The organism is Amycolatopsis sp. NPDC114478, assembly GCF_055633805.1.
The window spans coordinates 303,388-330,236 of record NZ_JBVKDO010000008.1; the positions used below are offsets into that span (position 1 = coordinate 303,388).

Below are 26,849 nucleotides of genomic sequence, written 5' to 3' on the forward strand. Positions count from 1 at the left end.
CACGCTGGTGCAGCCGAACTTCCTGATCCGTCGCGCGGTCCAGCTCGGTCTCACGGCGAACGCGCTCCGGCCCCTGCGAGCCCGCTCGACGACGATCCCGGCGTTCTTCGCGGGCTGGCTGACCAGCGAGCTGGCACCCCAGTTCCTGGCGCTGACGGCGGCGGACTCCCTGGTCCACGTGGCCCGCCACGGCGTCCGCGACCGGTCGACGCAGGCGGGGCTGGCGATGGCCGCGGCGTCCGCGGCCGGGCTGGCGGCGCTGGTCCGGACGGGACACGGCGCTCGCGAAGAGATCGAGAACGCGCTGACCGAGGCGCTGGGCGAGGACTACGCGGCCGAGCTGGGCCGCTCCGACCTCGGGCTGCCGTGGGGTGAGCTGGCACTGCCGTTCCGGATGGGCGCGCCGGACGTGCGGGTCGACCGCAACATCGCCTACGCCCCGGGCGGGAAGCGGTTCCTGCTGGACGTGTACCGCCCGTCTTCGCCGGTCACGGGCGCGCCGGTACTGCTGCAGGTCCACGGCGGCGCGTGGGTGATCGGCAACAAGGAGGAGCAGGGCCGGCCGCTGATGCGCTACCTGGCGCGCCGAGGCTGGGTGTGCGTGGCGATCAACTACCCGCTGTCCCCGACCCACCGCTGGCCGGCGCACATCGTGGCGGCCAAGCAGGCACTGGCGTGGATCCGTTCTTCGATTTCTTCGTACGGCGGCGACCCGGATTTCGTGGCGGTGACGGGCGGTTCGGCGGGCGGCCACTTGTCGGCGCTGCTGGCGTTGTCCCAGAACGACCCGGCGCTGCAGCCCGAGTTCGAGGACGTGGACACGAGCGTGCAGGCGTGCGTGCCGCACTACGGGGTGTACGACTTCGCGGCGACGACGGGGTCACGGGCGAGCCAGTACCGGCTGGAGAGCTTGATCGCGCGACGGGTGTTCGCGGCGGACCGCGACCCGGCGCAGCATCTCGACGACTACATCGCGGCGTCCCCGTTGGACCGGATTTCGTCGGAGGCACCCCCGTTTTTCGTGATCCACGGACGGGACGACTCGCTGGTGCCGGTGCGCGAGGCGAGGGAGTTCGTGCGGCGGTTGCGCGAGAAGTCGCGCCAGCCGGTGGCTTACGCCGAGCTGGCCGGGGCACAGCACGCGTTCGATGTTTTCACGTCGGTGCGAAGTGCGCACGTGGTACGCGGGGTGGCGCGGTTCTTGGACTTCACTTACAACGCTTGGAAAGCCGAGAACCGCTAGCCGCCCTGGTCCGGCGGTCGGTCACGCTTCGACCGATGGGTCCCCATCAGTAGGCCAGGTCGACCGGGCTTGCTGACGGTGGCCCGTCCAAGCGCCACTCCGTGCCTGCGCGGATGAAGCGGTACCAGCGGGCGTCGCGGCCGTAGCGCAGCTGCAAGTCCCCTTGAGTCAGGCGATTTCGCCAGACCTTGGGTGTTCCCGGCAGTCCGGCCTCGGCCAGGATGGCTTCGGCCTCTGCCAAGGGTCCTGGGCCCGGCTGCCACGTCTCCCGCACCGCCGCCAAGCCGTCGCGGCCTGCTTCGCGCCAGGCTTCCGCCCACCTCGTCAAGTCGCGCGGTGGCACTCCCGCCGCCGTTGCCAAGGCGGCCGCCTCCACGACCGGGCGCGTCGAGGCGCGGCGGGCCAAGTCCTCCTCGAACGTCAGCTCGGCCGCCGCCGCGCCGGCGACCAGGAGGTCTCGGGCCAACGATGCCGCGTCTGCCGCCAGGCCGGCCAGTGCTGCCGCCGTCCAGCCCGTGCTCGGTGGGGGATCCAGGTCCAGGACCGCCGGGGGCCCGGCCACCCGCGGCGGCGGGGGCAGCGCCGGGATCGCGGCCGGACGGCGTGCGTAGGCCGCGCGAGGCGTGAGCCCCTCGTCGACGCGCTTCGGCAGCTTCGGTTTCTCGCCGCGCGCTGGGGAGCGGCGGGCCCGCAGCTCGGCCAGGACGTCGGCCCGGGGGCGTCCGCGCAGCAGGAACAGCGTGAACGGGTCGCGGTCCACCTCGTCGGCGACCAGGTAGTACACCGCGGCGACGTGCTTGCACGGGTTCGCCGAGTCCGGGCACGAGCACCGCGGCCGCAGGTCGCCGGGGCCGGGCAGCAGGTCGGCGCCCGCCTCGCGGGCCTGCTCGGCCAGGGCGGCGGGCAGTTCGCCGTCGAGCAGGGCGGCCGCGTGGCCGAGCTGCGTGCCGACCACGCCGAGCAGGGTGTCCCACTCGCCGTCGGTGAAGGTGCGCATGGTGATGGTCACCTTGTACGGCTGCGGCCGGCTGCCGCGCACCCGCGCCGTCATCTCCCCGGCGCCGAAGTGCAGCTCGCTGACCGTGCCCTTGCGGGCGTACGTCCGCCCGCGCGGCAGCCGGTTCGGGTCGAGCTTGGCGCGCTGCTCCAGGGCGTCGACCCAGGCGCGGCCCCACCACGTCGCGCCGAAGGTGCGCCTCGGCGGCATCACCCGCTCCCGAGGCGGACGAGGTCGGCGAGCTCGTCGTCGGAGAGCTCGGTGATCCAGTCCTCCCCCGCGCCGACGATCGACTCCGCCAGCCCGCGCTTCTTTTCGAGGACCTGCGCGATCCGCTCTTCGAGCGTGCCCTCGGCGATGAGCCGGTGGACCTGGACCGGCCGGTCCTGCCCGATGCGGTAGGCGCGGTCGGTGGCCTGGTCTTCGACGGCCGGGTTCCACCAGCGGTCGTAGTGGATGACGTGGGTGGCGCGGGTCAGGTTGAGCCCGACGCCGCCCGCCTTGAGCGAGAGCAGGAAGACGGGGATCTCGCCGGCCTGGAACCGGTCGACCATGTCTTGGCGTTTCGCGGGCGAGCTTTCCCCGGAGAGCAGCTCGGTGGGCAGGCCGCGCTCGGTGAGGCGTCGTTCGAGCAGCCGGCAGAGCTGGACGTACTGGCTGAAGACGAGCACGCTCTCGCCCTCGTCGAGGATGACGTCCACCAGCTCTTCGAACGCGGCGAGCTTGCCGGACCGGCCGGTGAGCGCGCCGTGCGGTTCCTTGAGGAACTGGGCCGGGTGGTTGCAGATCTGCTTGAGCTCGGTGAGCAGCCGCAGGACCTGCCCGCGCCGTTCGACGCCCTGCTTCTCGCGGATCTCGGCCAGGTTCTCGCGCACGACGGCTTCGTAGAGCGTGGTCTGCTCGGCGGTGAGCGGGACGAACCGGTCGGTCTCCGTCTTGGGCGGCAGCTCCGGGGCGATGTCCGGGTCGGACTTGCGCCGCCGCAGCAGGAACGGCCGCACGGTGGTGGCCAGCCGTTCGGTGACGGCCTTGTCGCGGTCGCGTTCGATCGGGCGCGCGACCGTGCGGCGGAAGCGGTCGAGCGGGCCGAGCAGGCCGGGGGTGGTCCAGTCCACAATGGACCACAGCTCGGTGAGCCGGTTCTCGACGGGGGTGCCGGTGAGGGCGACCTTGGCGCGGGCGGGAATCTTGCGCAGTTCCTTGGCCGTGGCGGAGAGCGGGTTCTTGACGTGCTGCGCCTCATCGGCGGCGACGAGCCCCCAGTCCACTTCGGACAGTGTTTCGCGGTCGCGACGGAGGACGCCGTAGGTGGCGAGGACGACCTCGTCGGGGGCGAGGTCGTCGAGGTGGCGGCTGCCGCCGTGGAACCGCCGGACGGGGATGCCGGGGGCGAAGCGGGCGAACTCGCGTTCCCAGTTGCCGAGGAGTGAGGTCGGGCAGAGGACAAGGGTGGGACCGGCCGTGGTCGGCTCGGCGATGGGATCGACCTCCGCGAGGACTTCAGCGGAGCCGGGGAGACTGCCGGCGCGCGGCTCGACAGACTCCGCCGAGGCGCCCGCCAACCTGAGGTGGCTGTCAGCCGGCTCGGCCTGGTCGGGGTGGGCACCTATGCCCGGCCCGGACGCCAGCTGCCGGCGGTGCAGGTGCAGCGCGATCAGCTGGATCGTCTTGCCCAGCCCCATGTCGTCGGCCAGGCATGCGCCCAGCCCGAGCCCCGTCATTGTGGCCAGCCACGCCACCCCCGCCTGCTGGTACGGCCGCAACGTCGCCCTCAGCCCGGCCGGTGGCGCGACCTCCTCCGACGCCCGGTCACGGATCCGCGCGACCAGGTCCCCCAACACCGGCGGGGCCGTGAACTCCACCCGCTCGCCGTCGAGCTCCAGCTCGCCCGTCAACGCCGCCGCCAGGGCCTCGCCCGCCTCCAGCTTCCGGGTCCGGCCGCGCACGCGAGCCAGCAGCTGCGGGTCCACCCGCACCCACTGGCCACGCAGCCGGACCAACGGCCGCTTCGCTTCGGCCAGCGCCGCGACCTCCGACGGCGTCAGCTGCTCGCCACCCAGGCTGAGCTGCCAGCGGAACTCCAGCAGGCTCCGCAGCGCGAACTCCGCCTCCGTCACGCTCGCCGGCGCCTGGGTCGCGCTCGCCTTCGCCTTCACCTCGCCCGCGAACAGACCCTTCGACCACAGCACCTCGATCCCGGCGCCGCCCAGCTCGCGCGCGCCGTCGGTGAGGAGGTCGACGACCTCGTCGTCGGACAGCGCCAGCGACGCCGGCGCCGGCTGGGCCAGCACGCGCTCCAACGGCGGCCACGCCCGCGCGCCGCGGCGGAGGCCGAGCAGCAGCTGCGTCTCCACCTGGTCGCCGAGGCGGCTCAGCACCGCGTCCGGCGCGTCCCACAGCGTCGACGCCTCCACCACCAGGCTCGGCTCCGCCATGCTCCGCACCGCCAGTACCCCGGCGAACGAGTCGTCGTCCAGCCCCTCGACGCGCAGCAGCACCTGGACGCCGCGGGGTTCTCGGGCCTCCAGCTCCGCCAGCCAAGCCGCGCCGTCCGGGCCGAGCAGCGCCGGTTCGCGCGCCGCGAACGCCGGGTCGCCCGCGCCGACCGGCGCCGCCGGGCTGCGCGCCAGCAGGTCGGCCGTCGCGTCCCAGAGCGCGCGGACCAGGGAGTCCGGCGAGTGCAGGCGGATGCGTTTCAGCCCGGTCAACGGCAGCGCGTACGCCTCCGGCGGCAACGCACCGGCGAGACCGCGCAACAGCTCTTCGTCGGCCGCGTCCAGCGGCCCGATCCGCCACGCCGCCGCCCCGGCCGGGGAGACGGCGGGCCGCAGCCGCCCACGCGCGACGAGGTTCACCCCCGCGTTGACCGCCGCCGACCACGCCGCGACGGCCGGGCTCGCCTCCTCCCCCACGGACAGGAGCCGGGGCAGGGCGCGTTCGAGCGGCACCAGCTCCGCCTCGACCTTCGTCCGCGCGAACTTGGCGCCCCGGGGCAGCACGAGCTCGATCGTGGTCCCGCCGACCACGTCGTCGCCCCACAGGGCCAGCACACCGTCCCGCGGGGGATCCGCGGGAAGGTAGGTGGCCCGGGTGTCTGCGCTGAACTCCACGACGGCAACGCTAGAACACGCCCCCGACAGTTTCGGGACCGACGGCGCGAACGGTCCTTTCGCGCCCTCCGAAGCTCACCCGGAGATCACCCCGAGATCACCGCGGCAGCCCCAGGAGCCGTTCCGCCGTCAACGACCGCAGCACCTGCGTCGTGCCGCCCGCGATGGACAGGCACCGCGTCAGCAGGAACTCGTGCTGCGCCGGGCCGTCCGCGACCAGCGCCCCCGTCCCCGCCAGCTCCAGCGCGAACTCCGCGACGTCCTGCCGGTGCGACACCCCGAGCAGCTTCCGCACGCTCGACTCCGCGCCCGGGTCCTGCCCCTCCAGCCGCCGCAGGGCCGCCCGCAGGTCGAGCACGGATCCGGCGACCCCGTCGGCCACCAAGGAGCCGAGCCGGTCCAGGGCGACATCGTCCAACGCCGACGCGTCCACTGTGGACACCAACGACTGGACGCTCTCCCCCACCGCAGAGCCGCTCCCGATGGCCACCCGCTCGTTCGCCAGCGTCGTGCGCGCCAGCCGCCAGCCGCCGCCCGGCGTGCCGACCACGTCGGAGTCCGGGACGAACACGTCGTCGAGGAAGACCTCGTTGAACACGGACTCCCCGGTGATCTCCCGCAGCGGCCGCGTCGTGATGCCCTCGGCGCGCATGTCGACCAGGAAGTACGTGATCCCGTGGTGCTTGGGCGCGTCCGGGTCGGTCCGCGCCAGGCAGATCCCCCAGTCGGCTTCGCGCGCCAACGACGTCCACACCTTCTGCCCGGTCAGCCGCCAGCCGCCGTCGACGCGCCGCGCCGCCGTCCGCAGCGACGCCAGGTCCGACCCCGCGCCGGGCTCGCTGAACAGCTGGCACCACGTGAGCTCGCCCCGCAGGGTCGGCCGGGCGAACCGCGCGCGCTGCTCGTCGCTGCCGTGCTCGAGGATCGTGGGCACCGCCCACGCCCCGATCACCAGGTCCGGGCGGCGCACCCCGGCCGCGGCGAGCGCGCCGTCGATCCGCAGCTGCTCCGCGGCGTCGGCGCCCCGGCCGTAGGGGGCGGGCCAGTGCGGCGTCAGCAGCCCGGCGTCGGCCAAGGCAACCCGTTGCGACGACTCGGGCAGCGCCGCGATCCGCGCCACTTCCTCCGCCAGCGCGGGGTCTTCTCCGACGTCGACGCCCAAAGTCCGTTCGGTCCCGGCCAAAGCCAGCGAAGCCGCCTGACGGCGCCACGGACCCGAGCCGCCGAGCCACTGCCGCAGCGCCACGGCCCGGCGCAGGTAGAGGTGCGCGTCGTGCTCCCAGGTGAACCCGATCCCGCCGAGCACCTGGACGCAGTCCTTGGCGTTGGCGACGGCCGCGTCGAGGGCGACGGCGGCCGCACTGGCGACCGAAAGCGGGTGCTGCCCGGAGGCCGCGTCCCAGGCCAGCGCTTCGGCCGCTTCGGCGCGGCACAGCATCTCCGCGCACAGGTGCTTGACCGCCTGGAACCCGCCGATCGGCCGGCCGAACTGCTCCCGGACCTTCGCGTACTCGACGGCGATGGTCAGGCACCGCCGCGCCACCCCCGCGGCCTCGGCCGCAGCCACCGTGGCCGCCAGCGGACGCACTGGCGGCAGCGTCAGGACGTCGCCGTGGATCCCGGAGAGCCGGATCCGCGCGAGCGGACGGGAGAAGTCGAACGGCGGCAGCGGCTCGACAGTCACCCCGGGCGTCCCCGGCGCGAGCAGCACGTGCCCGCCGTCGACCGGCACGAGCAGCCAGGACTCCGGACCGGCGCCGGGGACGGGCCCGCTGACGCCGTCCTCGAGCGGGTCCAGCACCACGGCGATCGTGGCCTCCCCCTCGGCGACCGCTTCGAGCAGTTCCTTCGCCGACGGGATCTCCGCGAGCAGGAGGCCGCCCAACGCGGTACCGAGCACCGGACCGGGAACGAGTTCTTCCGCCGCCGCGGCCAGCCCGGCGGCCAGATCGGCGATACTGCCCTCGGCGCCGCCGACCGCCGCCGGCAGGGCGACGCCGAACAGGCCGAGCCCGGCGAAGCCCGCCGGAACCCCGGCCGCCGGCGGAGTTTCCGCCGCGCGCACCGCCTCTCGCGGGTGGTGCGCGGCGGACCAGGCGTGGATCGCCTCGGCCAGCGCGGCCTGTTCCTCGGTGAGCGCGACCGGCATGGGGCCTCCTCGCGGGACGGGACTGTGTCGGCTGTTGCCGATCCGGACGGCAGTCACGGCGGAACGGGTGCCGGTGAGCGGGTGGGCTCCGGCACCGTCTCCGCCTGCTTCCGACCGGATCGGCAAGGCTACTCGCGAGTGTAGAACGTGTTACAGTTTTTCGGCCAGTGGGTCAATTGTTGAACGTTTCGCCAGGCGAGGTACGCTACGTCGTGAACTGGAACAAGTTCCGAAGGACGGGGGAACTCCGATGCCCGGCAAGACCAAGGCGCGCGGCAACGGCCTGAGCGCGATCGGGGCCGACGAGCTCGGCTCGGCCGCCCAGCGCGACCGCCGTCGCCGGATCATCGACGCCACCCTCGCCCTCGCCTCCAAGGGCGGCTACGACGCCGTCCAGATGCGGGCCGTCGCCGAGAAGGCCGACGTCGCGCTCGGCACGCTGTACCGGTACTTCCCGTCGAAGATCCACCTGCTCGTCTCCGGCCTCGCCCGCGAGTTCGAGCGCGCGCAGGAGAAGCTGGAGCGGCAGGCGATCCCCGGCGAGACGCCGGCCGAGCGGCTGATGTTCGTGCTCGGCCGCAACACCCGGCTGATGCAGCGCGACCCGCACCTGACCGAGGCGATGGTGCGGGCGTTCATGTTCGCCGACACCTCCGCCGCGGCCGAGGTCGAGCAGGTCGGGCGGCTGATGGAGAACATGTTCGCCCAGGCCATGGGCATCTCCGAGCCGACCGAGGCCGACCGCGACATCTTCCACGTCGTCGCGGACGTCTGGATGGCGAACCTGGTGGCCTGGGTGACGCGCCGCGCGTCGGCCGCCGACGTCGCCAACCGCCTCGAGCTGTCGGTCCACCTGCTGCTCGACAAGTAGCCGCCGGTCAGCGGTGCGCGGCGGCCACCCCCGCCAGCTCGTCGAGCGCCTTGAGCGTCTCCGCCTCCGGCAGCGTGTCCAGCAGGAACGTGTACCGCTCGACGCCGGCCTCGCGGAAGCCGTCGATCACCTTCGGCGTGGTCGGTCCGCCGAACACCGCGAACTGGACGTCGTCGCGGCCCTGATCGGCCAGCCAGCCGCGGACGCGCTGCGCCTCCTGGTACTTCGTGTGGCCCCGGAGCAGCCAGCCGTCGCCGTACTTGGCGAGCCGCTTGAGCGCCGCTTCGCTCTCGCCGCCGATGTAGATCGGCACGTGCGGCTTCTGCACCGGCTTCGGCCAGCTGAAGATCGGGTCGAGGTCGATGTGCTCGCCGTGGAACTCGGCCTCGTCCTTCGTCCAGATCTCCTTGAGCGCGGCCAGCTGCTCGTCGATCAGCGCGCCGCGGGTCTTCGGGTCGGTGCCGTGGTTGCGCATCTCCTCGCGGTTCCAGCCGACCCCCACGCCGAACAGCGCGCGGCCGTCGGAGATGACGTCCAGCGACGCGACCTCCTTGGCGGTGTGGATCAGGTCGCGCTGGGGCAGCAGCGCGATCCCGGTGCCGAGCAGCAGCTCGGACGTCGCCACGGCCGCCGCGCTGAGCGCCACGAACGGGTCGAGCGTGCGGTAGTACACGCGCGGCAGGTCGCCCCCGCCGGGGTAGGGGCTTTCCCGGCTGACGGGGATGTGCGAGTGCTCGGCCAGGAACAGCGAGTCGAAGCCGCGCTCCTCCAGGGCCGCGCCCAGCACGTCCGGCCGGATGCCTTCGTCGGTCACGAACGTCGAAATCCCGAATTTCATACTCAACGACTACCACCGGGTTGACAGCGGGTGCAGGATGAAGTGATCTCATCGCACGTTGAATAAGGGGGTAGTCATGGACGTCCGGGACATCGACTTCGAAGAGCTCTACCAGGGCACCACCCCGATGGGCCGCAAGATGCCGTGGGACCTCGGCGCGCCGCAGCCCGCGGTCGTCGCGCTGGCCGACGCCGGCGAGTTCACCGGCGACGTGCTCGACATCGGCTGCGGCCTCGGCGACAACAGCGCGTTCCTCGCCTCGCGCGGCCTGCGGGTCACGGGGCTGGACGGCGCGCCGTCGGCGATCGAGCAGGCCCGGACGCGCGCGCCGGGCGTCACCTTCGCGGTGGCGGACGCGACCAAGCTCGAAGGCTACGAAGGACGTTTCGACACGGTCCTCGACAGCGCGCTGTACCACTGCCTGAGCGAGGACCAGCGGCGTGAGTACCTCGCGGCCCTGACCCGCGCGGCACGCCCGGGCGCGACGCTGCACCTGTTCGCGTTCTCACCGGAGGTGCCGGACGCGTTCCCGGCGCCGTACCTGATCAGCGAGGCGAACCTGCGCGAGACGGTCGGCAAGGACTGGACGATCGAGCGCCTCGAGCCGACGGTCTACACGACGTCGATGACGGCGGAGGAGCTGCGGCAGAGCGTCCGCGCGATCCTGGACCACGACCCGGCCGAGCTGGACCGCCTGGACACCGACGCCGACGGCCGGGTGCTGGTGCCGGTCTGGCAGCTGAAGGCCGTACGTTCGGCGGGGTGATCGTCGAGACGTCGGTGGTCGCGCGCACCGCCGCCGAGCCGTGCGCCGACCGGCTGGTCCTGGGTGAGCACGTGCTCGGCGTCGCCGACGGCGCGACGAAGAAGCCGTGGGACACCGGCCCGGACGGCGCCGAACTCGCCGGAGCCGTCGCCGGGTACCTGGCCACCACCGCGGTCGGGTGCCTGGCCCGCGAGGCCACCGACGGCGCCACCGCGCTGGTCCGGGACCTGCTGGCGGGCACCGCGCCCGGAGCGGGCTCGGCGGTGTCGTTCTGCGTCCTGCACTGGCCGCGCCGCGAGATCTGGCGCGTGGGCGAAGGCCGCGTCCTGTTCGACGGGACGCCGGTGCCGCCGCGCCCGTCCGGGGAGCGCGTCGTGGCCGAGGCACGAGCCCTCGTGCTGCGGAAGCACCTGGCCGACGGCGTGCCGGAAGCGGAACTGCTGGGCGGCGACCCGGGCCGGGCGGCCGTGCGGGAGCTGCTGCGCGCGCTGGTCGGCCTCCGCAACCGGCCAGACCCGCGCTACGGCTGCGCGGCTGTCGACGGCCAGGAGATCCCGGACCTGTTCGTCGAAGTCATCCCCGTGCCCACGGGCGTGCGGGAGGTCGTCATCACCACCGACGGCTACCCCGAGCCGGCCCCGACGCTCGCCGAAGCCGAACGCCTGCTGGCGGCGCGGCTGGCACGCGACCCGCTGATGCTCGACCCGCCGGAGACGAAAGGCCTGCGCCCGGCCGCGAACTCCTTCGACGACCGGGCGTACCTGCGCGTGCGGCTCTAGACGTTGCGCCGGTACTGGCCGCCGACCTCGAAGAACGCCTCCGTGATCTGGCCCAGCGTGCACACCCGTGCGGCGTCCATCAGCACCCCGAACAGGTTGCCGCCGCGGGTGGCCGCCTCGCGCAACGCCTTCAGGGCCTGCTGGGCCTCCTCGTGGTGGCGGTGCTGGAAGTCCGCGAGCCGGTCCAGCTGGGACTTCTTCTCGTCCTCCGTCGCCCGGGCCAGCTCGACCTCGACCTCGTCCTCCCCCGCGCGCGGGTTGCGGAAGGTGTTGACGCCGATGATCGGCAGCGAGCCGTCGTGCTTCTTGCGCTCGTACAGGATCGACTCGTCCTGGATCTTGCCGCGCTGGTAGCCCGTCTCCATCGCGCCGAGCACGCCGCCGCGCTCGCTGATCCGGTCGAACTCGGCCAGGACGGCCTCCTCGACCAGGTCGGTCAGCTCGTCGATGACGAACGAGCCCTGCAGCGGGTTCTCGTTCTTCGACAGGCCCCACTCCTTGTTGATGATCATCTGGATGGCCATCGCGCGGCGCACCGACGACTCCGACGGCGTCGTGATCGCCTCGTCGAACGCGTTGGTGTGCAAGGAGTTCGCGTTGTCGTACAGCGCGCACAGCGCCTGCAGCGTCGTGCGGATGTCGTTGAAGCTCATCTCCTGCGCGTGCAGCGACCGCCCGGACGTCTGCACGTGGTACTTGAGCTTCTGCGACCGCTCGTTCGCGCCGTAGCGCTCGCGCATGGCCACGGCCCAGATCCGCCGCGCGACCCGGCCGAGCACCGAGTACTCGGCGTCCATGCCGTTGGAGAAGAAGAACGACAGGTTCGGCGCGAAGTCGTCGATGTCCATGCCGCGCGCGAGGTACGACTCGACGTAGGTGAAGCCGTTCGACAGCGTGAAAGCCAGCTGCGAGATCGGGTTCGCCCCGGCTTCGGCGATGTGGTAGCCCGAGATGGACACCGAGTAGAAGTTGCGGACGCCGTGCTCGATGAACCACTCCTGGATGTCGGCCATCATCCGGAGGCTGAACTCGGTGGAGAAGATGCAGGTGTTCTGGCCCTGGTCCTCCTTGAGGATGTCGGCCTGCACCGTGCCGCGGACGTTCTTCAACGCCCACTCGCGCAGCTCGGCGGCCTCGGCGTCGGACGGCTCGCGGCCGTGCTCCTCGCGGAACTCCGTCAGCTTCTGGTCGATCGCGGTGTTGAGGAAGAAGGCCAGGATCGTCGGCGCCGGGCCGTTGATCGTCATCGACACCGAGGTGTTCGGCGCGGTCAGGTCGAAGCCGTCGTAGAGGACCTTCATGTCCTCGAGCGACGCGATCGAGACGCCGGACGTGCCGACCTTGCCGTAGATGTCCGGGCGCGTGTCGGGGTCGTGGCCGTAGAGCGTCACGGAGTCGAACGCCGTCGAGAGCCGCTTGGCCTCGGAGTCGGCCGAGAGCAGCTTGAACCGGCGGTTGGTGCGGAACGCGTCGCCCTCGCCGGCGAACATCCGCGCCGGGTCCTCGCCCTCGCGCTTGAAGGGGAAGACGCCCGCGGTGTAAGGGAAGTAGCCCGGCAGGTTCTCGCGGCGCAGGAACGACAGCAGCTCACCGGACTCGGCGTAGCGCGGCAGGGCGACGCGCGGGATCCGGTTGCCGGAGAGCGTGTCGCGCCACAGCTGCGTGCGCAGCTCCTTGTCGCGGATCTTGACGACCAGCTCGTCCTGGCGGTACTCCGCGGCCAGCTCGCGGAACCGCTCGAGGAGCTTTGTCGACTCGCCGTCCACATCGGACTCGGCGGCGGCGAGCAGTCCATCGAGCGCGTCGGTGGAAGCGTCCACCTTGGACAGTTCGGCGCGCGCCAGCGCCAGTGCCTCGCGCTTGCGGATCGCGGCGACCTGCGCTTGCGTCTTCGCGTGGTAACCGCGGACGGTCTCGGAGATCTCCGCCAGGTAGCGGGACCGGTTGCCCGGGATGATCGTCGACGCGTCCGTCGACACCTTGCCCTCGACCTTCGGCAGCGTGCCGGCCGAGACGGTCAGGCCGCGCTCGGCGAGCATCCCGCGCAGGTGCTGGTACAACGCGGTGACGCCGTCGTCGTTGAACTTCGCCGCACTCGTGCCGTACACCGGCATGTCCTCCGGGCCCGACGAGAAGGCCTCGCGGTTGCGCACCAGCTGGCGCGCGACGTCGCGGCGGGCGTCCTCGGCGCCGCGGCGCTCGAACTTGTTGATCGCGACGACGTCGGCGAAGTCGAGCATGTCGATCTTCTCCAGCTGCGACGCGGCGCCGAACTCCGGCGTCATCACGTACAGCGACTCGTCCACGAAGTCGACAATGCCGGCGTCGCCCTGGCCGATGCCCGGCGTCTCGACGATCACCAGGTCGTACCCGGCGGCCTTGCACGCGAGGATCGACTCGCTCAGCCCGGCCGGGATCTCGCCGGACGTCGTGCGCGTCGCCAGCGAGCGGAAGTAGACCGGCGAGCCGTCGAGGCAGTTCATCCGGATGCGGTCGCCGAGCAGCGCGCCGCCGCCCTTGCGCCGCGACGGGTCGACGGCGAGCACCGCGATCCGCAGCTTGTCCTCCTGGTCGAGGCGGAAGCGGCGGATCAGCTCGTCGGTGAGCGACGACTTGCCCGAGCCGCCGGTGCCGGTGATGCCGAGCACCGGCACCTCCCGCTTGCCCCCGGCCTCGGAGATGCCGCTCAGCAGGTCGTCGGGCAGCTTCGAAGCCTGCAGCTGGGTGATGACCCGCGACAGCGAAGCGACGTCGCCGGAGAGCACCTTGTCCAGCGAAGGCGCCTCGGCCGCGAGGTCGACGTCGCAGGCCTTGATCATCATGTTGATCATGCCCGGCAGGCCCATCTCGTAGCCGTCTTCGGGCGAGAATATGCGGGCGACGCCGCGCGAGTGCAGCAGCTCGATCTCCTCGCGCACGATCACCCCGCCCCCGCCGCCGAAGACCTTGATGTGCCCGGCGCCGCGCTCGCGCAGCAGCTCCACCAGGTAGGAGAAGTACTCGACGTGCCCGCCCTGGTAAGCAGAGATGGCGACACCCTGGACGTCCTCGGCGATGGCCGCGGTGGCGACCTCGTCGACCGACCGGTTGTGGCCGAGGTGGACGACCTCCGCGCCCTGCGACTGCAGGATCCGCCGCATGATGTTGATCGACGCGTCGTGACCGTCGAAGAGGCTCGACGCCGTGACGAACCGGACGGGGTGCACGGGGCGGTACAGCTCGCTGCTCATCCCTCCAAAATACTTTGGCTTCCTACTATTGGAAACCCGAGGACCCGTGACACGGATCTCAGGGCTCCCCAGGAGAACTTGGCAGTCCCCTGTTCGGCGCTATGTTTAACGAGTCCGTTAATTAACAAGGTGCTGAAATGACGACTGACCAGCTGAGCCGCACGTTCTCCGCCCTCGCCGACCCGACCCGGCGCGCCATCCTCGCCCGGCTTTCGGCGGGCGAAGCGACGGTGAACGAGCTCGCCGAACCGTTCACGATGAGCCTGCCCGCCGTTTCGCGGCACCTGAAGGTGCTCGAACAGGCCGGGCTGATCACCCGCGGCCGCACGCGCCAGTGGCGGCCCTGCCGGCTGGAGGCGAAACCCCTGGAAGACGTCGCCGACTGGGTCGCGACCTACCGGCAGTTCTGGGAGGGCGGCTTCGACCGCCTCGAGGACCACTTGCGGAGGTTGACCGGAGATGCCTGACCTCACCATCACCCGCGTCTTCGACGCGCCCCGCGAGCTGGTCTTCGCCGCCTGGACCGACCCGGACCACCTGGCGAGCTGGCTCGGACCGCACGGCTGCACCGCCTGCGGCGTCACCCTCGACCCGCGGCCCGGCGGCCGCTGGCGGGCCGGCATCCGCTCCCCCGACGGCGAGGTGGAGTGGATGCACGGCGTCTACCGCGAGCTGAGCGCCCCCGGGCGGCTGGTTTTCACCTTCGCGTGGGAGGACGACGTCCGCGAGACGCTGGTGGCGATCGACTTCGCCGACCTCGGCGGCAAGACCGAGATGACGTTCACCCAGTCCGGCTTCTCGACCCCCGCCACGCGCGACAGCCACCAGGACGGCTGGAGCTCCAGCTTCGAGGACCTGACCCGCTTCATCCGAGGAAAGGACGCCCGATGACCGCCACCCTGCCCGAGATCGTCTCGCCGGAGGAATGGCAGGCCGCGCGCGACGCGCTGCTGGCCCGGGAGAAGGCCCACATGAAGGCGGGCGACCACCTCGCCGCCGAGCGCCGCCGGCTGCCGATGGTCCGGTTCGACGCGAAGTACCAGTTCGAGAGCGCCGACGGGCCGGTGAGCCTGCTCGACCTGTTCGACGGGCGCCGCCAGCTGATCGTCTACCACTTCATGCTGCACCCCGGCGACGAGGCGGGCTGCCCCGGCTGCTCCCTGCTCGTCGACAACATGCCGCACCTGGCCCACCTGCACGCCCGCGACGTCACCCTGAAGATCGTCGCGCCGGCGACGCTGCCGGAGATCGAGCGGTACCGGACGCGGATGGGCTGGGACGTGCCGTGGGTGTCCGCGCACGGCACCGGCTTCACCGAGGACTGCGGCGTCGGGATGGGCTTCGGCGTCAGCGTCTTCCTCCGCGACGGCGAGGACGTCTACCGGACGTACTTCACCTCCGGCCGCGGCGGCGAGGCGTTCCTGGCCTCGCACCGCTACCTCGACATCACGCCGCTGGGGCGTCAGGAGGCGTGGGAAGAGGAGAGCCGCGGCGACGACGCGCCGAGCTCCTGGTGGCGCCGCCACGACGAGTACTGACCGCCTCGCGACGGCGTTCCGGCGTTCTCGACCGGCACCGGGCGATCCCGCGCTTCCCCACGCGCGATCGCCTCGGTGCTCGCCTGAGGCGGCTGGTCAGCGGGACTTGGCCGCCCGCAGCGCGATCCACTGGCGCATGGCGTACTCGACCAGCGTGATCAGCGTCTGCTTCGTCGACTCGCGGTCCCGGGCGTCGCAGCGGACGATCGGGATGTTCGGGTCGATCGACAGGGCCTCGCGCACGTCGTTGATGTCGTGCTCCAGCACGCCGTCGAACGTGTTGACGCCGACGATGTACGGCAGGCCGCGGTCTTCGAAGAAGTCGATCGGGGCGAACGAGTCAGCCAGCCGGCGCGTGTCGGCCAGCACGACCGCGCCGATCGCGCCGCGGACCAGGTCGTCCCACATGAACCAGAACCGCTGCTGCCCGGGCGTGCCGAACAGGTAGAGGATCAGGTCCGCGTCCAGCGACACCCGGCCGAAGTCCATCGCCACCGTGGTCGTCGACTTGCTCGGGGTGTGGTCGAGGTTGTCGACGCCGACGCTGGCGTCGGTCATCATCGCCTCGGTGGTGAGCGGCACGATCTCCGACACCGACCCGACGAAGGTCGTCTTCCCCGCACCGAAGCCGCCCGCCACCACGATCTTGGCGGATGTCATGGTCGGGGGCGCGGTGTCCCGCGGTGCCTTAAAGCCGACGGAGTCCACTCAAAACCCTTTCCATCAACACCAGATGTGCCTCGGCGCCGTCATTGCCCGTTATCGTCTTGTGCACCGTGACCAGCCCAGCGTCCGCCGCGTCGCTGATCAGCACCCGGGCCACGCCCAGAGGCACCCGCAAGGCCGACACGATCTCGGCGACCGAACGGGGGGTCCGGCACTCTTCCATGATCGAGATGCACTCGATCTGCTCCGCGGCCACCTCGGGGAAGCCACCGGTGGCAGCGTAGTCCTTCGCGGAGATCAGTGTCTCCAGCTCCAGGGCGTAGTTCGCCCGGGTGCGGCCGCCGGTCAAAGCGTAGGGCCGGACGATCGCCGTCATGTCCTCGGGCGCGGAAGGCTGCTCGAACACCGCGGGCATGATGAACTCGCCGCTGGGCGGGCCCGGGTCGAACAGCCCACCCGGCCTGGGACTGTCCCCGTCGGTACTGCCGGGGGGCGAGACTAAAGAGGTCACACGATCTCCTTGGTCGGCCGACGGCGCGGGCGCCGGCGGATCCGCGGCCGCGTGCGCACCGGCGGCCGGGGGTGGTGGGGACTCCTTGCTCTTCTTGCGCTTCCGGCGGGCACGGCCGGAATCCAGGGTGAACCCGTTCAGGACGTCGGCGAACGTGCCGTCGTCCTGTCGCCCGGCGGGGTAGCGCCCGTCGGGAGGTTCGCCGTCGAATCCGGACCCCGTGCTCATCGCGCCATCATCCCACCGGTTCGCCGATCAGCGACCCCCCGGAGCCCTGGAGCTGGGCGCGCAGTTCCGGGGTGAGGATCTGACCGACGCGGTCGACGAGCATGGTCATTTCGTAGGCGACCTGCCCGATGTCGCAGTTGGGGGCGGCGAGGACGGCAAGGCAGGACCCGTCGCTGATCGACATCAGCACCATGATCCCCAGCTCCATCTCGACGACGGTCTCGTTGACCGCCCCGGCCTCGAAGCACCGGGCGGCGCCCTGGGTGAGGCTGACCAGGCCGGAGGCGACCGCGGCGAGCTGGTCGGCCCGGTCGAGCGGGAGCCGGTTCGACGCGGTCAGCAGCAGGCCGTCCGCCGAGACGACCACGGCGTGCGCCACGCCGGGCACCCGCTCCGCGAAGTCGTTCACCAGCCAGCCGAACTGATTCTGCGTCGGCTGCGCGCTACTCGGCGAGGTCATTCACCCTCCAGTGTCTCGTGGTTGGTCTCGGTCGCCCGAGCGGTGCGGTGGCGCCCGCGCTCGATGCCCTGCTGGAAGCTGCGCAGGCGGCCGCGCACGTCGTGTGCGTCCCGTTGTGGTCGGGGGGCCGTGGCCCCGGTGGGCGGTCCGGCGCTGCCCGGGAGCAGCTGCTCCCCGCGACGGCGCCGGGGCAATCCTGCCGAAGTGAACGTGGCGGGTGTCGACTGGGACACCGCTTGCACCGCCCGCCAGCCGTCATCGGTCCCGAAGTTCCACTCGGCGGTGGCCTCGACGGCGCTCTCTTCCCGGCGCGGAGCCGGGGTTTCGGGTGCGGGCGCGGCGCCCCGGCGGGAGGGCAGGGCCGACGGCGCCGCGGCGGGCCGCCCGGCGACCTCGGCAGCGGGTGGCTGATGGTCCGCTGGCTGCGGAGCCGCCTGGAAGGCGGTGGCCTGCTCGGGGGACGCCGGCTCTTGGAAGGCCGTGCGCTGGTCCACCTGCTCGCCGGGCGCCAACCGCGACGCGATCGGCTGCTGCGAAGCGGCCTCCTGGAAGACCGTGGGCTGGTCCGCCTGCTCGCGCGACGCCACCGGCTGCTGCGAAGGCGCCTCCTGGAAAGCCGAGCGCTGGTCCCCCTGCTCACGAGACACCGGCAACTGCTGCGAAGGCGCTTCTTGGAAGGCCGTGCGCTGGTCGGCCTGCTCAGGGGACGCCGCCGGCTGCTGCGAAGGCGCCTCCTGGAAGACCGTGCGCTGGTCGGCCTGCTCAGGGGACGCCGCCGGCTGCTGCGGAGCCGCCTCCTGGAACGCCGAGCGCTGGTCCCCCTGCTCACGAGACGCCACCGACTGCTGCGGAGCCGGCTCCTGGAAAGCCGCCTGCTCGCCGAGCGTCGATCGCGGCTGGCGGCTCGGCAGCCGACCGGCTTCCTGAGCAGCCTCGTCCGCCTCAGGCGAGGCCGGCTGTCCCGGCTGGTGGAGGGCGTTCGGCTGGGCCGCGGCACCCTGCTGTCCCCGCTGCGGGAGCCCGGCGGCCGGCGGCCGGCCCGGCTGCGGCAAGGCGCCCGAGTGGGAGCCCTGCGCGAACGGCTCCTGCCGCGGTGCGGTCGCGGCTTCCGGCTGCCCGGCCGCTTGCGCCGCCTGGCGGGCCTGCTGACGCCCTCGCGTCACGCCCTGCTGGAAGCTGCTCAGCCGCCCGCGGACGTCCGCCGGGTCGCGGACCGGGAGGTCCGGCCGCGCCGGGGCCGGGGCGGGCACCGCCCGGGCCGGCGTCGCGCTGCCCGGCAGCAGCTGCTCGCCGCGCCTGCGGCGGGGCAGCCCCTTCTCGGTGAACGCCGTCGGTTCCGACTTCGTGACCGCCTGGACCGTGCGGAAGTTCTCGTCGCTCGCGAAGTCCCAGCTGCGCACCTCTTCCGCGGCGGCGGGCTTCTCCGGCGCCGCTTCCTCCGCGGCCGGCTCTTCGGCAGCGGCGGCCGGCTTGTCCTCGCGGAACCACGCCGACAGCATCTCGTCGAAGATCGGCGTCGTCTCCGAGAGGTCCGGCGCCGGGGCGGGCTCCGGCTTCGCGGTCGCCTGGCGCCACCAGTCGCTGAGCGTCGTTTCGTTGGCGGAGAACAGGTCCTTGCCCGACGGCAGGTCACCGGCCCGCGGCGGGTCCACCGGCAGCACCGCCGGAACCTCCGGCAGCGTCGGACGCGGCGGCGGGACGTCGTCGTCCTTCGGCAGCGGGGCGAACAGGTCGGTCCCGGAGATCTCCAGGTCGGACGGCGGGCGCGGGGCCGTGGGCCCGTGGCCGTTCGTCAGCCCGGCGAGGTCGCTCGCCGACGGCCAGCGCTCCTCCCCCATCGCCGGCTGCTGCGGGACCACCGGCCGCGGCCGGGAGTGGCCGTTGACCTGGCGGCGCGGCAGCTGGTTGCCCGCCGCGGGGCTCGCCGGGTGCTGCTGCAGGGAGCCGATCGGGCCGGTCAGCGGACCGTCGGTCACCGGCATCACCAGATCCGGCGGGACGACGACCGTCGCGCGGACGCCGACGATGTCCTTGCCGCCGTGCAGCGACACCCCGATCCGGTGCCGGCTGGCCAGCCGGCCGACGACGAACAGGCCCATCCGGCGCGACGTGGCCAGGTCGACCGAACCGGCCTCGGTCAGCCGGGTGTTGGCCTCGGCGACCTCGGCCTCGTTCATGCCGATGCCCTTGTCGAGGATGTCGACGTTGAGCGAGCCGTCCTCGCCCAGCCGCGAAGCGACGGTCACCGACGTCTCCGGCGCGGAGAACGCCGTCGCGTTGTCCAGCAGCTCGGCGACCAGGCGCATCAGGTCGCTCGCGGCGTACCCGACGATCCGGGCCGGGGGCGGCGGCTGCACCTGGACCCGCTGGTACTGCTCGATTTCCGAGACCGCGGCGCGGAGCATGTCGGTGGTGCCGACCGGCTTGCCGGACCGGCGGCCCGGCTCGGCGCCGGAGAGCACCATCAGGTTCTCGTTGTTGCGCCGCATCCGGGTGGCGAGGTGGTCGAGCTGGAACAGCGTGGCCAGCTGGTCGGCGTCCTCCTCGTCGCGCTCGAGCTGCTCGATCAGCTGCAGCTGCCGCTGCACCAGGCTCTGGCTGCGCCGCGACAGGTTGACGAAGACGCTGCCGAAGCCGGTGCGCATCGCGGCCTGCTCGGTCGCCAGCCGCAGCGCCTGGTGGTGCACCTTGTCGAAGGCCCGCGCCACCTCGCCGACCTCGTCGTCGGTCCGCACCGGCACCGGCACGATGTCCGTGCCCTGGGCGCGGCCCTCCTGGATGTTGCGGACCGCTTCGGGCAGCGCCGTCTCGGCGACGTCGAGGGCGCTGCGCCGCAACGCTTTCAGCGACCGCAGCAGCTGGCGGGTGATGAGGAAGACGACCGCGACGGCGAGCACCATGGCGGCGAACAGCAGCACCGCGAGCAGGCCCGCGCCGCTGCTGGCGTCGTCGACCAGCTGCGCCGACGTCGCCGACGCCGACGCGCCGAGGCGGTCGGCGACCTGGCTGATCTCCGTCCGCATCGCCGTGGACGCGGCGTTCCAGTCGGCCGCCGACAGGGCGCGGAAGGCGTTGTCGACCGTGTTGGGCTGTGCGTTCAGCACGGTCTCGACCATCCGGGCCCGGCTCTGCGCCTGCTTGCCCTCGGCGATCGCCGCGAAGTCGCGCTGCAGCGTGTCGCCCGCGGCGGACCGGAAGTCGACGAGCCGGTCGGCGAGCCGCAGCTCGGCGGCGCGCAGCGTGGCCAGCTCGCTCGGCGACAGCGAAGCGCGGGCGATGCCGTAGGAGACCAGTGCCTGGCTGAGCGACACCTGCTCGCCCGCGACGAGCAGCTCGTGCAGCCCGGCGGGCGTGCCGCCGAGGGTGCCGTCGCCCTCCCCCGCGGTGGCCGCGGTGTCGAGGCTGATCAGCGATCCGGTGATGCCGGAGTAGGCGGTGACGGCCTGGGCCGGGTCGAGCTGGCCGCCGTCGACTTGGCGGCGGAGGAAGCCGAGGTTGTTGACCTGCGCGGTGGCCGCGCCGGCGGCGCCGGCCACACCGGGCTCGATCTCGGACGCGCGGGCCTGCGCCGCGGTGAACGGCCCGGTCGCGGCGTCGGTGGCCTTGCGGGCCGCGGCCAGCTCGGGCGTGCCGCCGACGGTGCCCTCGGTCAGCATCGCCGCGGTGACCGTGCGCTCCTGCTGCAGCGCGCCGGTGAGCGCCCGCGTCTGGCCGCCGAGCGCGACGAGCCGGTCGAGCCGCTGGTACTCGTCCGAGCGGCCGACCTGGGCCGCGATCGTCGTGACGCCGAGGACCAGCGCGAGGACGATGGGGACCACGGTGACGGCCGACAGCTTGACGGGCAGGCTCCAATCGCGCCAGCGCACGAGGGCGCGCCACGCGTCCTTCCCCTTGGACCGCCGGGGTGCTCGGCCGAGCAGCTCCCCCACGGGCACCTGACCTTCTCCTGCAACGGTCACGTGAGTGACTCCCTGTCCGGCGTCATGGATCCGCGTCGGCGGCGCGGCGTCCCGGCTCGCGGCGTGCGTCCGGACGGCCGTGCCGCCCGCGCCCTGCCGCGTCCCCGGTACCCTCGCTCGTCCCCGGCCGCCCGGCCACCCGCGCGCCCGTCGCCGGGCAGGCACCGCCCCGATGTCCCGTGCAAGGGACTGTGCACGTGCACGCCGCAAGTTGCGTTCTGCACGGTCGTCGAGATCAACTTTATCGGTGCCAATCGATCGCTGTGGTCAGCTGGGCCAAAGAATCGTACCCCCGATGCCCGGCCGGTCAATTTTGTTCCCCACTCGGGCGCTGACCTGCGAAAAGTGCTTTCCGGACCGGGAACCGCCCTCGACATTCGGCCTCACTGCCCCCGAAGAGGGAATTCCGGTTACCGGAAGCGTCTCACCCAGGCATCCGGCCGTCACCCGATTAGCCCATGCAGAGCAGCATAGTACCTCGGACGATCTACACTCAGTACCCCCATCGGGTGGGTCAAGTCTGAAGATGTGCCCGATGTTGTGGCGTTCCGCGCTCCCGTACCCCGACCTGGTGATTTCTTTCGAGACTGCGGGCTGACCTGTGGATCTTCGCCGCCACGCCCACCCGCGGGCGACACTCTCCGGCACGACGGCGCCCCCTTTCGCCACTCTGCGTGGTCAATTTGGACGATCGTCCAGGACGATTACCCCGTTCGCCGCAGCCTGGGCCGGACGCGACAACGTCGAGTCACAATTCTTTTCATTCTGACGGGTGATCTGCCCGTGATCTTGCGGCGAACGGGTATTCGACGCTTTCGACGGGAAAACGAATACCCCGCCTTCCGGACCCGGAGATCGACCGGCCGCCTCCCGTGTCCGCCGGACGGCCTAGTTACGATGTTCGCCTCGCAGTCCGCAAGGGCGGCCCGGCAACCCCGCCCGCAGGGCGTCCGCCGGGCCCGCCGCCACGGAGGCACTCTGCCGGAGGCACCCATGTACGACGTCGCGCGTCCCGCGGCGGGCAACCCGATGGAGGAGACCGGCCAGATGCCGGCCCTGTTCACCGGAGACCGCCCGCCCGGCGCCCAGCACCGACGGCCCGCTCCCCCGACCGGTCCCGACTACCCCGGGATCCAGGCCAGCCCCGAGTTCGTCACGCTGCGGCGGCGGTTCCGGGCCTTCGTCTTCCCGATGAGCTTCGCCTTCTTCGCCTGGTACATGACGTACGTGCTGCTGGCCGCGTACGCCCACGACTTCATGAGCCGCAAGGTGTTCGGCCAGGTCAACGTCGGCATCGTGCTCGGCATCGGCCAGTTCGCCAGCACGGCGCTGGTCACGTGGCTCTACCTCCGCTACGCGCGCCGCCACGTCGACCCGCGCGTAGCCGAGCTGCGGGCCCGCGCGGGCCTGCCGGAAGGGACCCGCCGATGACCGCGCTCGCCGCCGAAGGCACGCCGGCCAGCAACCCCCTCGTCAACACGGTCGTGTTCGCCCTGTTCGTGGCGATCACGCTCTACGTCGTCTACCGGGCCAGCTCCCGGAACTCCTCGACGGCCGACTACTACGCCGCGGGCAGCGCGTTCACCGGCCGCCAGAACGGCATCGCGCTCTCCGGCGACTTCCTGTCGGCCGCGTCGTTCCTCGGCATCGCCGGCGCCATCGCGATGCACGGCTACGACGGCTTCCTATACTCGATCGGCTTCCTCGTCGCCTGGCTGGTCGACCTGCTGCTGATCGCCGAGCTGCTGCGCAACACCGGCCGCTTCACGATGGGCGACGTCCTGAGCTTCCGGATGAAGCAGCGCCCGGTCCGCGCGGCGGCGGCGACGTCGACGCTGGTCATCTCCTTCTTCTACATGCTGGCGCAGATGGCCGGCGCCGGCGGCCTGGTCGCGCTGCTGCTGAACGTCCACTCCAAGCTCGGCCAGGCGCTGGTGATCGGCGTCGTCGGGCTGGTCATGGTGCTGTACGTGCTGGTCGGCGGGATGAAGGGCACCACCTGGGTGCAGATCATCAAGGCGACCATCCTGCTGCTGTGCGGCGCGCTGCTGACGGTGTTCCTGTTCGGCAAGTTCGGCTTCTCGTTCTCGAACCTGCTCTCCGCGGCGGCCGAGAACAGCCCGCTGGGCGACAAGCTCCTCGAGCCGGGCGGCTCGTACGGCAAGAACGGCACCACCAAGCTCGACTTCGTGTCGCTGGCCCTGGCGCTGGTGCTCGGCGCGGCGGCGCTGCCGCACGTGCTGATGCGCTTCTACACGGTGCCGAACTCCCGCGAGGCGCGGCGAAGCGTCGTCTGGGCGACGGCGTGCATGTTCCTCTTCTACCTTTGCACGCTGGTGATCGGCTTCGGCGCGGCCGCACTGGTCGGCGCGGACGAGATCAAGGCCGCGCCGGGCGGGGAGAACTCGGCGGCGCCGCTGCTGGCCCTGCACGTCGGCGGGACGCTGCTGCTCGGCATCATCGCCGCGGTGGCGTTCGCGACGATCCTCGCGGTCGTCGCCGGGCTGACGATCACCGCGTCGGCGTCCTTCGCCCACGACGTCTACGCGAACATCTTCAAGCAGGGCAAGGCGGAACCGGCCGACGAGGTCCGGGTGGCGCGGCTGACCGCGATCGTGGTCGGGGCGCTGGCCATCGTCGGTGGCGTGCTGGCCAACGGGCAGAACATCGCGTTCCTGGTGGCGCTGGCGTTCGCGGTGGCGGCGTCGGCGAACCTCTCGACGCTGCTGTACTCGCTGTTCTGGAAGCGGTTCAACACCACCGGCACGCTGTGGGGCATCTACGGCGGCCTGATCGCGTGCCTGGTACTGGTGCTGTTCTCGCCGGTCGTCTCCGGCTCGCCGGACTCGATCTTCAAGGGCATCGACTTCGCCTGGTTCCCGCTGAAGAACCCGGGCCTGGTGTCGATCCCGTTCTCGTTCCTCTGCGGCTTCGTCGGCACCCTCGTCGGCAAGCCGAAGGCGGACGCGGACAAGCACGCCGAGATGGAGGTCAGGTCCCTCACCGGGATCGGCAGCTAGTCCCCCGGACGGCCTGCGTCACGCGCGCAGGCCGTCCAGGATCACCGTCAGCACGCGCTTGCCCTCCTCCGGGCTGCAGTTGCGCACCGCCATCCCGGCGCCGTGCGCCAGCCGGAGCACGTCGGGCCCCCCGACGTCGGGCCGGATCAGCCCCTCGGCCGCGTCGACCAGCACCCCGACCGCCTCGCGCAGCCGGACCTGGCAGTACCGGAACGTCTCCGACCCCGCGTCGATCGACTCCTTGAGGATCGTGGCGAGCTTGTGCCGCTCCACAACCCACGTGACCTGCTCCCCCAGCCAGGCCTCGAGGGCCTCCCACGGCGGCAGCTCGTCGTGCAGGACGTACGCGCGGTCGGCGAGCACCTCGATCTCGTCGCGGTAGACCGCTTCGAACAGCTTCTCCCGCGTCGGGAAGTGCCGGTACAGGGTGCCCGCGCCGACGCCCGCCTTCTTCGCGACGTCGTCGAGCGGCACGTCGGCGCCCTGCGCGGTGAAGAGGTCCTTCGCCGTCGCGACGATGCGCTCGTAGTTGCGCCGCGCGTCCGCCCGCATCGGACGCTCCGAGTCCGCACCCGGCATCCCGGCCTCCTCGCCACTCAACCGGAGAGATTCTCCGAATTCACTTGCGCATCCGGAGACGCTCTCCATATTATCGGATCGCACGCAAGTGGAGAACATCTCCGCTTCTTCTCTTACTCCTCGGGGGAGTATCCCTTGTCCCAGCAGACGATCCACCGTGCGGTCGAGCCTGCCCCGGCCCGCCGCAGCGGGCTGGTCCTGGCCATCATCCTGACCTGCCAGCTCATGCTCATCCTCGACGCGACCGTCATGAACGTCGCGCTCCCGCGCATCCAGGCCGACCTCGGGTTCACCCCCACCGGCCTGTCCTGGGTGATGACGGCCTACAGCCTCGTCTTCGGCGGCCTGCTGCTGCTCGGCGGCCGGGCGGGCGACCTGTTCGGCCGGCGGCGGATGTTCGTCGCGGGCACCGCCTTGTTCACCGTCGCCTCGCTGGCCGGCGGCCTCGCCGGCTCGGCCGCGCTGCTCATCGCCGCCCGCGTCCTGCAGGGCGTCGGCGCCGCGATGGCGGGTCCGAGCACCTTGGCGCTGGTCACGACGACGTTCACCGAAGCCAAGGCCCGCGTCCGCGCCCTGTCCCTGTTCTCCGCCATGTCCAGCGGCGGCTTCGCCATCGGCCTGATCGTCGGCGGCCTGCTCACCGAATGGATCTCCTGGCGCGCGGCCCTGTTCATCAACGTCCCGTTCGGCCTGGCGATCGTCCTGCTGGCCCCGCGGTTCGTGCCGGAGCCCGAACGCCGGCGGGCCCACCTCGACCTGCCCGGCGCGATCACCGGCACCCTCGGCGTCGGCTCGCTCGTGTTCGCCTTCACCCACGCCGCGTCCGACGGCTGGGGCAATCCGGTGACGCTCGGCTCGCTCACCGGCGGCCTCGCGCTGCTGGCCGGCTTCGTCGCGATCGAGGCCCGCACGGCGATGCCGCTGGTCCCGCTGCGGCTGTTCGCCGACCGCAACCGCAGCGCGGCCTACGTCAACTTCTTCCTCGGGCCGATGGCGATGATGTCGATGTTCTTCTTCCTGACCCAGTTCATGCAGGACATCCGGCACTTCGCCGCGCTGGCCACCGGCTTCGCGTTCCTGCCGATGGCGGCGCTGATCTTCACGATGAGCAGGCTCGTGCCGCGGCTGCTCCCGCGCTACGGCCCGAAGCCGCTGGCGATCACGGGGTCGCTGCTCATGGTTTCCGGCGTCCTCTGGCTCGCCCAGCTCACCACGGACAGCACGTACTTCCCGGCGTTGCTGGGGCCGCTGCTGCTGATGGGCCTCGGCGGCGGGCTCGCGTTCGCGCCGCTCAACGTGATCGTGATGGCGACGGTGCCCACCGAGGACGCGGGCGCGGCGGGCGGCGTGCTGCAGACGATGCAGCAGGTCGGCAGCACGCTCGGGCTGGGCGTCCTGATCACGGTGTTCGGGTCGGTGACCCGCTCGTCGACCGCGACGGGACCTCAGCTGGTGGTCGACGGCATGACGTCGGCGTTCGCGACGGCCGCGGTGTTCGCGGCGTGCACCTTCGCGGTGGCGCTGACGTTCCGGCGGGCTACAGCTTCTGCCCGGCCTTGACCTTGTGCGTCACCCGGCGCTCGACGAGGAACGAGACGAACGGGACGCACCCGGCGAGCAGCACCAGCACGGTGCCCTTGATCGACCAGCGGGCCTTGATCGCCAGGTCGATGGTCAGCACCAGGTAGATCATGTAGAGGACGCCGTGGATCGGCGAGTACACCGCGGACGGCGTCGGGTTGTCGAAGCCGTACCGCAGCACCATCACGAAGCACAGGCCGAGCAGGCCGACGCCGGTGACGTAGGCGGCGGTGCGGAACCGGACCAGGGGGCCGGAGAGCGGCACCGCGGTCTGCGCGGCACCTTCGGTGCTGGTGGTCATCGGGTCGTCCTCACTGTGCGGGC

The 26,849-nt window shown here is 72.0% G+C and carries 21 protein-coding genes; 10 read left to right on the plus strand and 11 right to left on the minus strand.

Translation table 11 applies throughout. From position 1 onward, the window contains the following. Positions 1-7 precede the first annotated feature (7 nt). On the plus strand, positions 8-1,243 hold the full coding sequence (locus ACZ7OH_RS24255; protein WP_470282830.1) for an alpha/beta hydrolase: 1,236 nt from the start codon (positions 8-10) through the stop codon (positions 1,241-1,243). 46 nt (positions 1,244-1,289) lie between these two features. On the opposite strand, the gene ACZ7OH_RS24260 is transcribed toward ACZ7OH_RS24255, so the two are convergent. The 3 genes from ACZ7OH_RS24260 to ACZ7OH_RS24270 all read right to left on the minus strand — a co-directional run bounded on the left by ACZ7OH_RS24260 (position 1,290) and on the right by ACZ7OH_RS24270 (position 7,499). Next, positions 1,290-2,450 (minus strand): SWIM zinc finger family protein, encoded by a 1,161-nt coding sequence (locus tag ACZ7OH_RS24260; RefSeq protein WP_470282831.1) that lies wholly within the window; start codon positions 2,448-2,450, stop codon positions 1,290-1,292. Continuing rightward, the gene (locus ACZ7OH_RS24265; protein WP_470282832.1) at positions 2,450-5,350 is read right to left on the minus strand and encodes a DEAD/DEAH box helicase; all 2,901 of its coding nucleotides are present in this window, start codon (positions 5,348-5,350) and stop codon (positions 2,450-2,452) included. The genes ACZ7OH_RS24260 and ACZ7OH_RS24265 overlap by 1 nt, the downstream gene beginning before the upstream one ends. Positions 5,351-5,447: 97 nt before the next feature. After that, positions 5,448-7,499, minus strand: coding sequence for an acyl-CoA dehydrogenase family protein (locus tag ACZ7OH_RS24270; protein WP_470282833.1), 2,052 nt, complete (start codon positions 7,497-7,499; stop codon positions 5,448-5,450). Between the two features lie 250 nt (positions 7,500-7,749). Between ACZ7OH_RS24270 and kstR the strand changes: the two genes are divergently transcribed. Further along, complete coding sequence (kstR, locus tag ACZ7OH_RS24275; RefSeq protein ID WP_400889495.1) at positions 7,750-8,370, plus strand: cholesterol catabolism transcriptional regulator KstR; 621 nt, start codon at positions 7,750-7,752, stop codon at positions 8,368-8,370. Positions 8,371-8,377: 7 nt separating this feature from the next. Here the strand turns inward: kstR and ACZ7OH_RS24280 are convergent, their stop codons facing one another. Then, positions 8,378-9,208, minus strand: a complete 831-nt coding sequence (locus tag ACZ7OH_RS24280; protein ID WP_470282834.1) for an LLM class F420-dependent oxidoreductase — start codon at positions 9,206-9,208, stop codon at positions 8,378-8,380. Positions 9,209-9,284: 76 nt separating this feature from the next. Here ACZ7OH_RS24280 and ACZ7OH_RS24285 point away from each other — a divergent pair, with 76 nt between their 5' ends. Further along, the gene (locus ACZ7OH_RS24285) at positions 9,285-9,974 is read left to right on the plus strand and encodes a class I SAM-dependent methyltransferase (protein WP_470282835.1); all 690 of its coding nucleotides are present in this window, start codon (positions 9,285-9,287) and stop codon (positions 9,972-9,974) included. After that, a complete protein-coding gene (locus ACZ7OH_RS24290) occupies positions 9,971-10,753 on the plus strand; it encodes a hypothetical protein (protein WP_470282836.1) in 783 nt (260 codons plus the stop codon). Before ACZ7OH_RS24285 ends, ACZ7OH_RS24290 begins: the two co-directional genes overlap by 4 nt. Here ACZ7OH_RS24290 and icmF read toward each other — a convergent pair. Next, the gene (gene icmF / locus ACZ7OH_RS24295; RefSeq protein WP_470282837.1) at positions 10,750-13,983 is read right to left on the minus strand and encodes a fused isobutyryl-CoA mutase/GTPase IcmF; all 3,234 of its coding nucleotides are present in this window, start codon (positions 13,981-13,983) and stop codon (positions 10,750-10,752) included. The two genes, ACZ7OH_RS24290 and icmF, sit on opposite strands and share 4 nt — an antisense overlap. A gap of 137 nt (positions 13,984-14,120) precedes the next feature. Here icmF and ACZ7OH_RS24300 point away from each other — a divergent pair, with 137 nt between their 5' ends. Genes ACZ7OH_RS24300 through ACZ7OH_RS24310 form a run of 3 tightly spaced genes read left to right on the plus strand, consistent with a single transcriptional unit; the run spans position 14,121 to position 15,521 of the window. Continuing rightward, positions 14,121-14,450, plus strand: a complete 330-nt coding sequence (locus tag ACZ7OH_RS24300) for an ArsR/SmtB family transcription factor (RefSeq protein ID WP_400880801.1) — start codon at positions 14,121-14,123, stop codon at positions 14,448-14,450. Next, on the plus strand, positions 14,443-14,874 hold the full coding sequence (locus ACZ7OH_RS24305; RefSeq protein ID WP_470282838.1) for an SRPBCC family protein: 432 nt from the start codon (positions 14,443-14,445) through the stop codon (positions 14,872-14,874). Before ACZ7OH_RS24300 ends, ACZ7OH_RS24305 begins: the two co-directional genes overlap by 8 nt. Continuing rightward, positions 14,871-15,521: a DUF899 domain-containing protein gene (locus ACZ7OH_RS24310; RefSeq protein ID WP_470282839.1), complete on the plus strand. Its 651-nt coding sequence runs from the start codon at positions 14,871-14,873 to the stop codon at positions 15,519-15,521. Before ACZ7OH_RS24305 ends, ACZ7OH_RS24310 begins: the two co-directional genes overlap by 4 nt. A gap of 96 nt (positions 15,522-15,617) precedes the next feature. Here ACZ7OH_RS24310 and ACZ7OH_RS24315 read toward each other — a convergent pair whose 3' ends face one another. The 4 genes from ACZ7OH_RS24315 to ACZ7OH_RS24330 are packed head-to-tail and all read right to left on the minus strand — an operon-like array spanning position 15,618 to position 21,321. Continuing rightward, positions 15,618-16,181, minus strand: a complete 564-nt coding sequence (locus ACZ7OH_RS24315; protein WP_091389756.1) for a GTP-binding protein — start codon at positions 16,179-16,181, stop codon at positions 15,618-15,620. 28 nt (positions 16,182-16,209) lie between these two features. Then, complete coding sequence (locus ACZ7OH_RS24320) at positions 16,210-16,926, minus strand: DUF742 domain-containing protein (RefSeq protein ID WP_400889481.1); 717 nt, start codon at positions 16,924-16,926, stop codon at positions 16,210-16,212. A gap of 7 nt (positions 16,927-16,933) precedes the next feature. After that, the gene (locus tag ACZ7OH_RS24325) at positions 16,934-17,386 is read right to left on the minus strand and encodes a roadblock/LC7 domain-containing protein (protein WP_004561253.1); all 453 of its coding nucleotides are present in this window, start codon (positions 17,384-17,386) and stop codon (positions 16,934-16,936) included. Further along, positions 17,383-21,321, minus strand: a complete 3,939-nt coding sequence (locus ACZ7OH_RS24330) for a nitrate- and nitrite sensing domain-containing protein (RefSeq protein ID WP_470282892.1) — start codon at positions 21,319-21,321, stop codon at positions 17,383-17,385. The genes ACZ7OH_RS24325 and ACZ7OH_RS24330 overlap by 4 nt, the downstream gene beginning before the upstream one ends. 1,017 nt (positions 21,322-22,338) lie before the next feature. Between ACZ7OH_RS24330 and ACZ7OH_RS24335 the strand changes: the two genes are divergently transcribed. Together ACZ7OH_RS24335 and ACZ7OH_RS24340 are read left to right on the plus strand one after the other, a co-directional pair. Then, positions 22,339-22,776: a DUF485 domain-containing protein gene (locus tag ACZ7OH_RS24335; RefSeq protein WP_470282840.1), complete on the plus strand. Its 438-nt coding sequence runs from the start codon at positions 22,339-22,341 to the stop codon at positions 22,774-22,776. Continuing rightward, positions 22,773-24,365: a solute symporter family protein gene (locus ACZ7OH_RS24340; RefSeq protein ID WP_400889477.1), complete on the plus strand. Its 1,593-nt coding sequence runs from the start codon at positions 22,773-22,775 to the stop codon at positions 24,363-24,365. The genes ACZ7OH_RS24335 and ACZ7OH_RS24340 overlap by 4 nt, the downstream gene beginning before the upstream one ends. Before the next feature lie 18 nt (positions 24,366-24,383). Here the strand turns inward: ACZ7OH_RS24340 and ACZ7OH_RS24345 are convergent, their stop codons facing one another. Next, positions 24,384-24,944: a TetR/AcrR family transcriptional regulator gene (locus ACZ7OH_RS24345; protein ID WP_470282841.1), complete on the minus strand. Its 561-nt coding sequence runs from the start codon at positions 24,942-24,944 to the stop codon at positions 24,384-24,386. Positions 24,945-25,079: 135 nt separating this feature from the next. Between ACZ7OH_RS24345 and ACZ7OH_RS24350 the strand changes: the two genes are divergently transcribed. After that, positions 25,080-26,504 (plus strand): MFS transporter, encoded by a 1,425-nt coding sequence (locus ACZ7OH_RS24350; RefSeq protein ID WP_470282842.1) that lies wholly within the window; start codon positions 25,080-25,082, stop codon positions 26,502-26,504. On the opposite strand, the gene ACZ7OH_RS24355 is transcribed toward ACZ7OH_RS24350, so the two are convergent. Beyond that, on the minus strand, positions 26,482-26,826 hold the full coding sequence (locus tag ACZ7OH_RS24355) for a DUF3817 domain-containing protein (protein ID WP_364385790.1): 345 nt from the start codon (positions 26,824-26,826) through the stop codon (positions 26,482-26,484). The genes ACZ7OH_RS24350 and ACZ7OH_RS24355 overlap by 23 nt on opposite strands. Between the last annotated feature and the right edge of the window lie 23 nt (positions 26,827-26,849).

Excerpts from the sequence above, each read along its gene's own strand:
- ACZ7OH_RS24345 (WP_470282841.1), bottom strand. The coding sequence starts at position 24,944 with ATGCCGGGTGCGGACTCGGAGCGTCCGATGCGGGCGGACGCGCGGCGC.
- ACZ7OH_RS24355 (WP_364385790.1), bottom strand. The coding sequence starts at position 26,826 with ATGACCACCAGCACCGAAGGTGCCGCGCAGACCGCGGTGCCGCTCTCC.
- ACZ7OH_RS24270 (WP_470282833.1), bottom strand. The coding sequence starts at position 7,499 with ATGCCGGTCGCGCTCACCGAGGAACAGGCCGCGCTGGCCGAGGCGATC.
- ACZ7OH_RS24305 (WP_470282838.1), top strand. The coding sequence starts at position 14,443 with ATGCCTGACCTCACCATCACCCGCGTCTTCGACGCGCCCCGCGAGCTG.
- ACZ7OH_RS24300 (WP_400880801.1), top strand. The coding sequence starts at position 14,121 with ATGACGACTGACCAGCTGAGCCGCACGTTCTCCGCCCTCGCCGACCCG.
- ACZ7OH_RS24280 (WP_470282834.1), bottom strand. The coding sequence starts at position 9,208 with ATGAAATTCGGGATTTCGACGTTCGTGACCGACGAAGGCATCCGGCCG.
- icmF (WP_470282837.1), bottom strand. The coding sequence starts at position 13,983 with ATGAGCAGCGAGCTGTACCGCCCCGTGCACCCCGTCCGGTTCGTCACG.
- ACZ7OH_RS24325 (WP_004561253.1), bottom strand. The coding sequence starts at position 17,386 with ATGACCTCGCCGAGTAGCGCGCAGCCGACGCAGAATCAGTTCGGCTGG.
- ACZ7OH_RS24315 (WP_091389756.1), bottom strand. The coding sequence starts at position 16,181 with ATGACATCCGCCAAGATCGTGGTGGCGGGCGGCTTCGGTGCGGGGAAG.
- ACZ7OH_RS24340 (WP_400889477.1), top strand. The coding sequence starts at position 22,773 with ATGACCGCGCTCGCCGCCGAAGGCACGCCGGCCAGCAACCCCCTCGTC.
- ACZ7OH_RS24310 (WP_470282839.1), top strand. The coding sequence starts at position 14,871 with ATGACCGCCACCCTGCCCGAGATCGTCTCGCCGGAGGAATGGCAGGCC.
- ACZ7OH_RS24260 (WP_470282831.1), bottom strand. The coding sequence starts at position 2,450 with ATGCCGCCGAGGCGCACCTTCGGCGCGACGTGGTGGGGCCGCGCCTGG.
- ACZ7OH_RS24335 (WP_470282840.1), top strand. The coding sequence starts at position 22,339 with ATGTACGACGTCGCGCGTCCCGCGGCGGGCAACCCGATGGAGGAGACC.
- ACZ7OH_RS24320 (WP_400889481.1), bottom strand. The coding sequence starts at position 16,926 with ATGAGCACGGGGTCCGGATTCGACGGCGAACCTCCCGACGGGCGCTAC.
- ACZ7OH_RS24285 (WP_470282835.1), top strand. The coding sequence starts at position 9,285 with ATGGACGTCCGGGACATCGACTTCGAAGAGCTCTACCAGGGCACCACC.
- kstR (WP_400889495.1), top strand. The coding sequence starts at position 7,750 with ATGCCCGGCAAGACCAAGGCGCGCGGCAACGGCCTGAGCGCGATCGGG.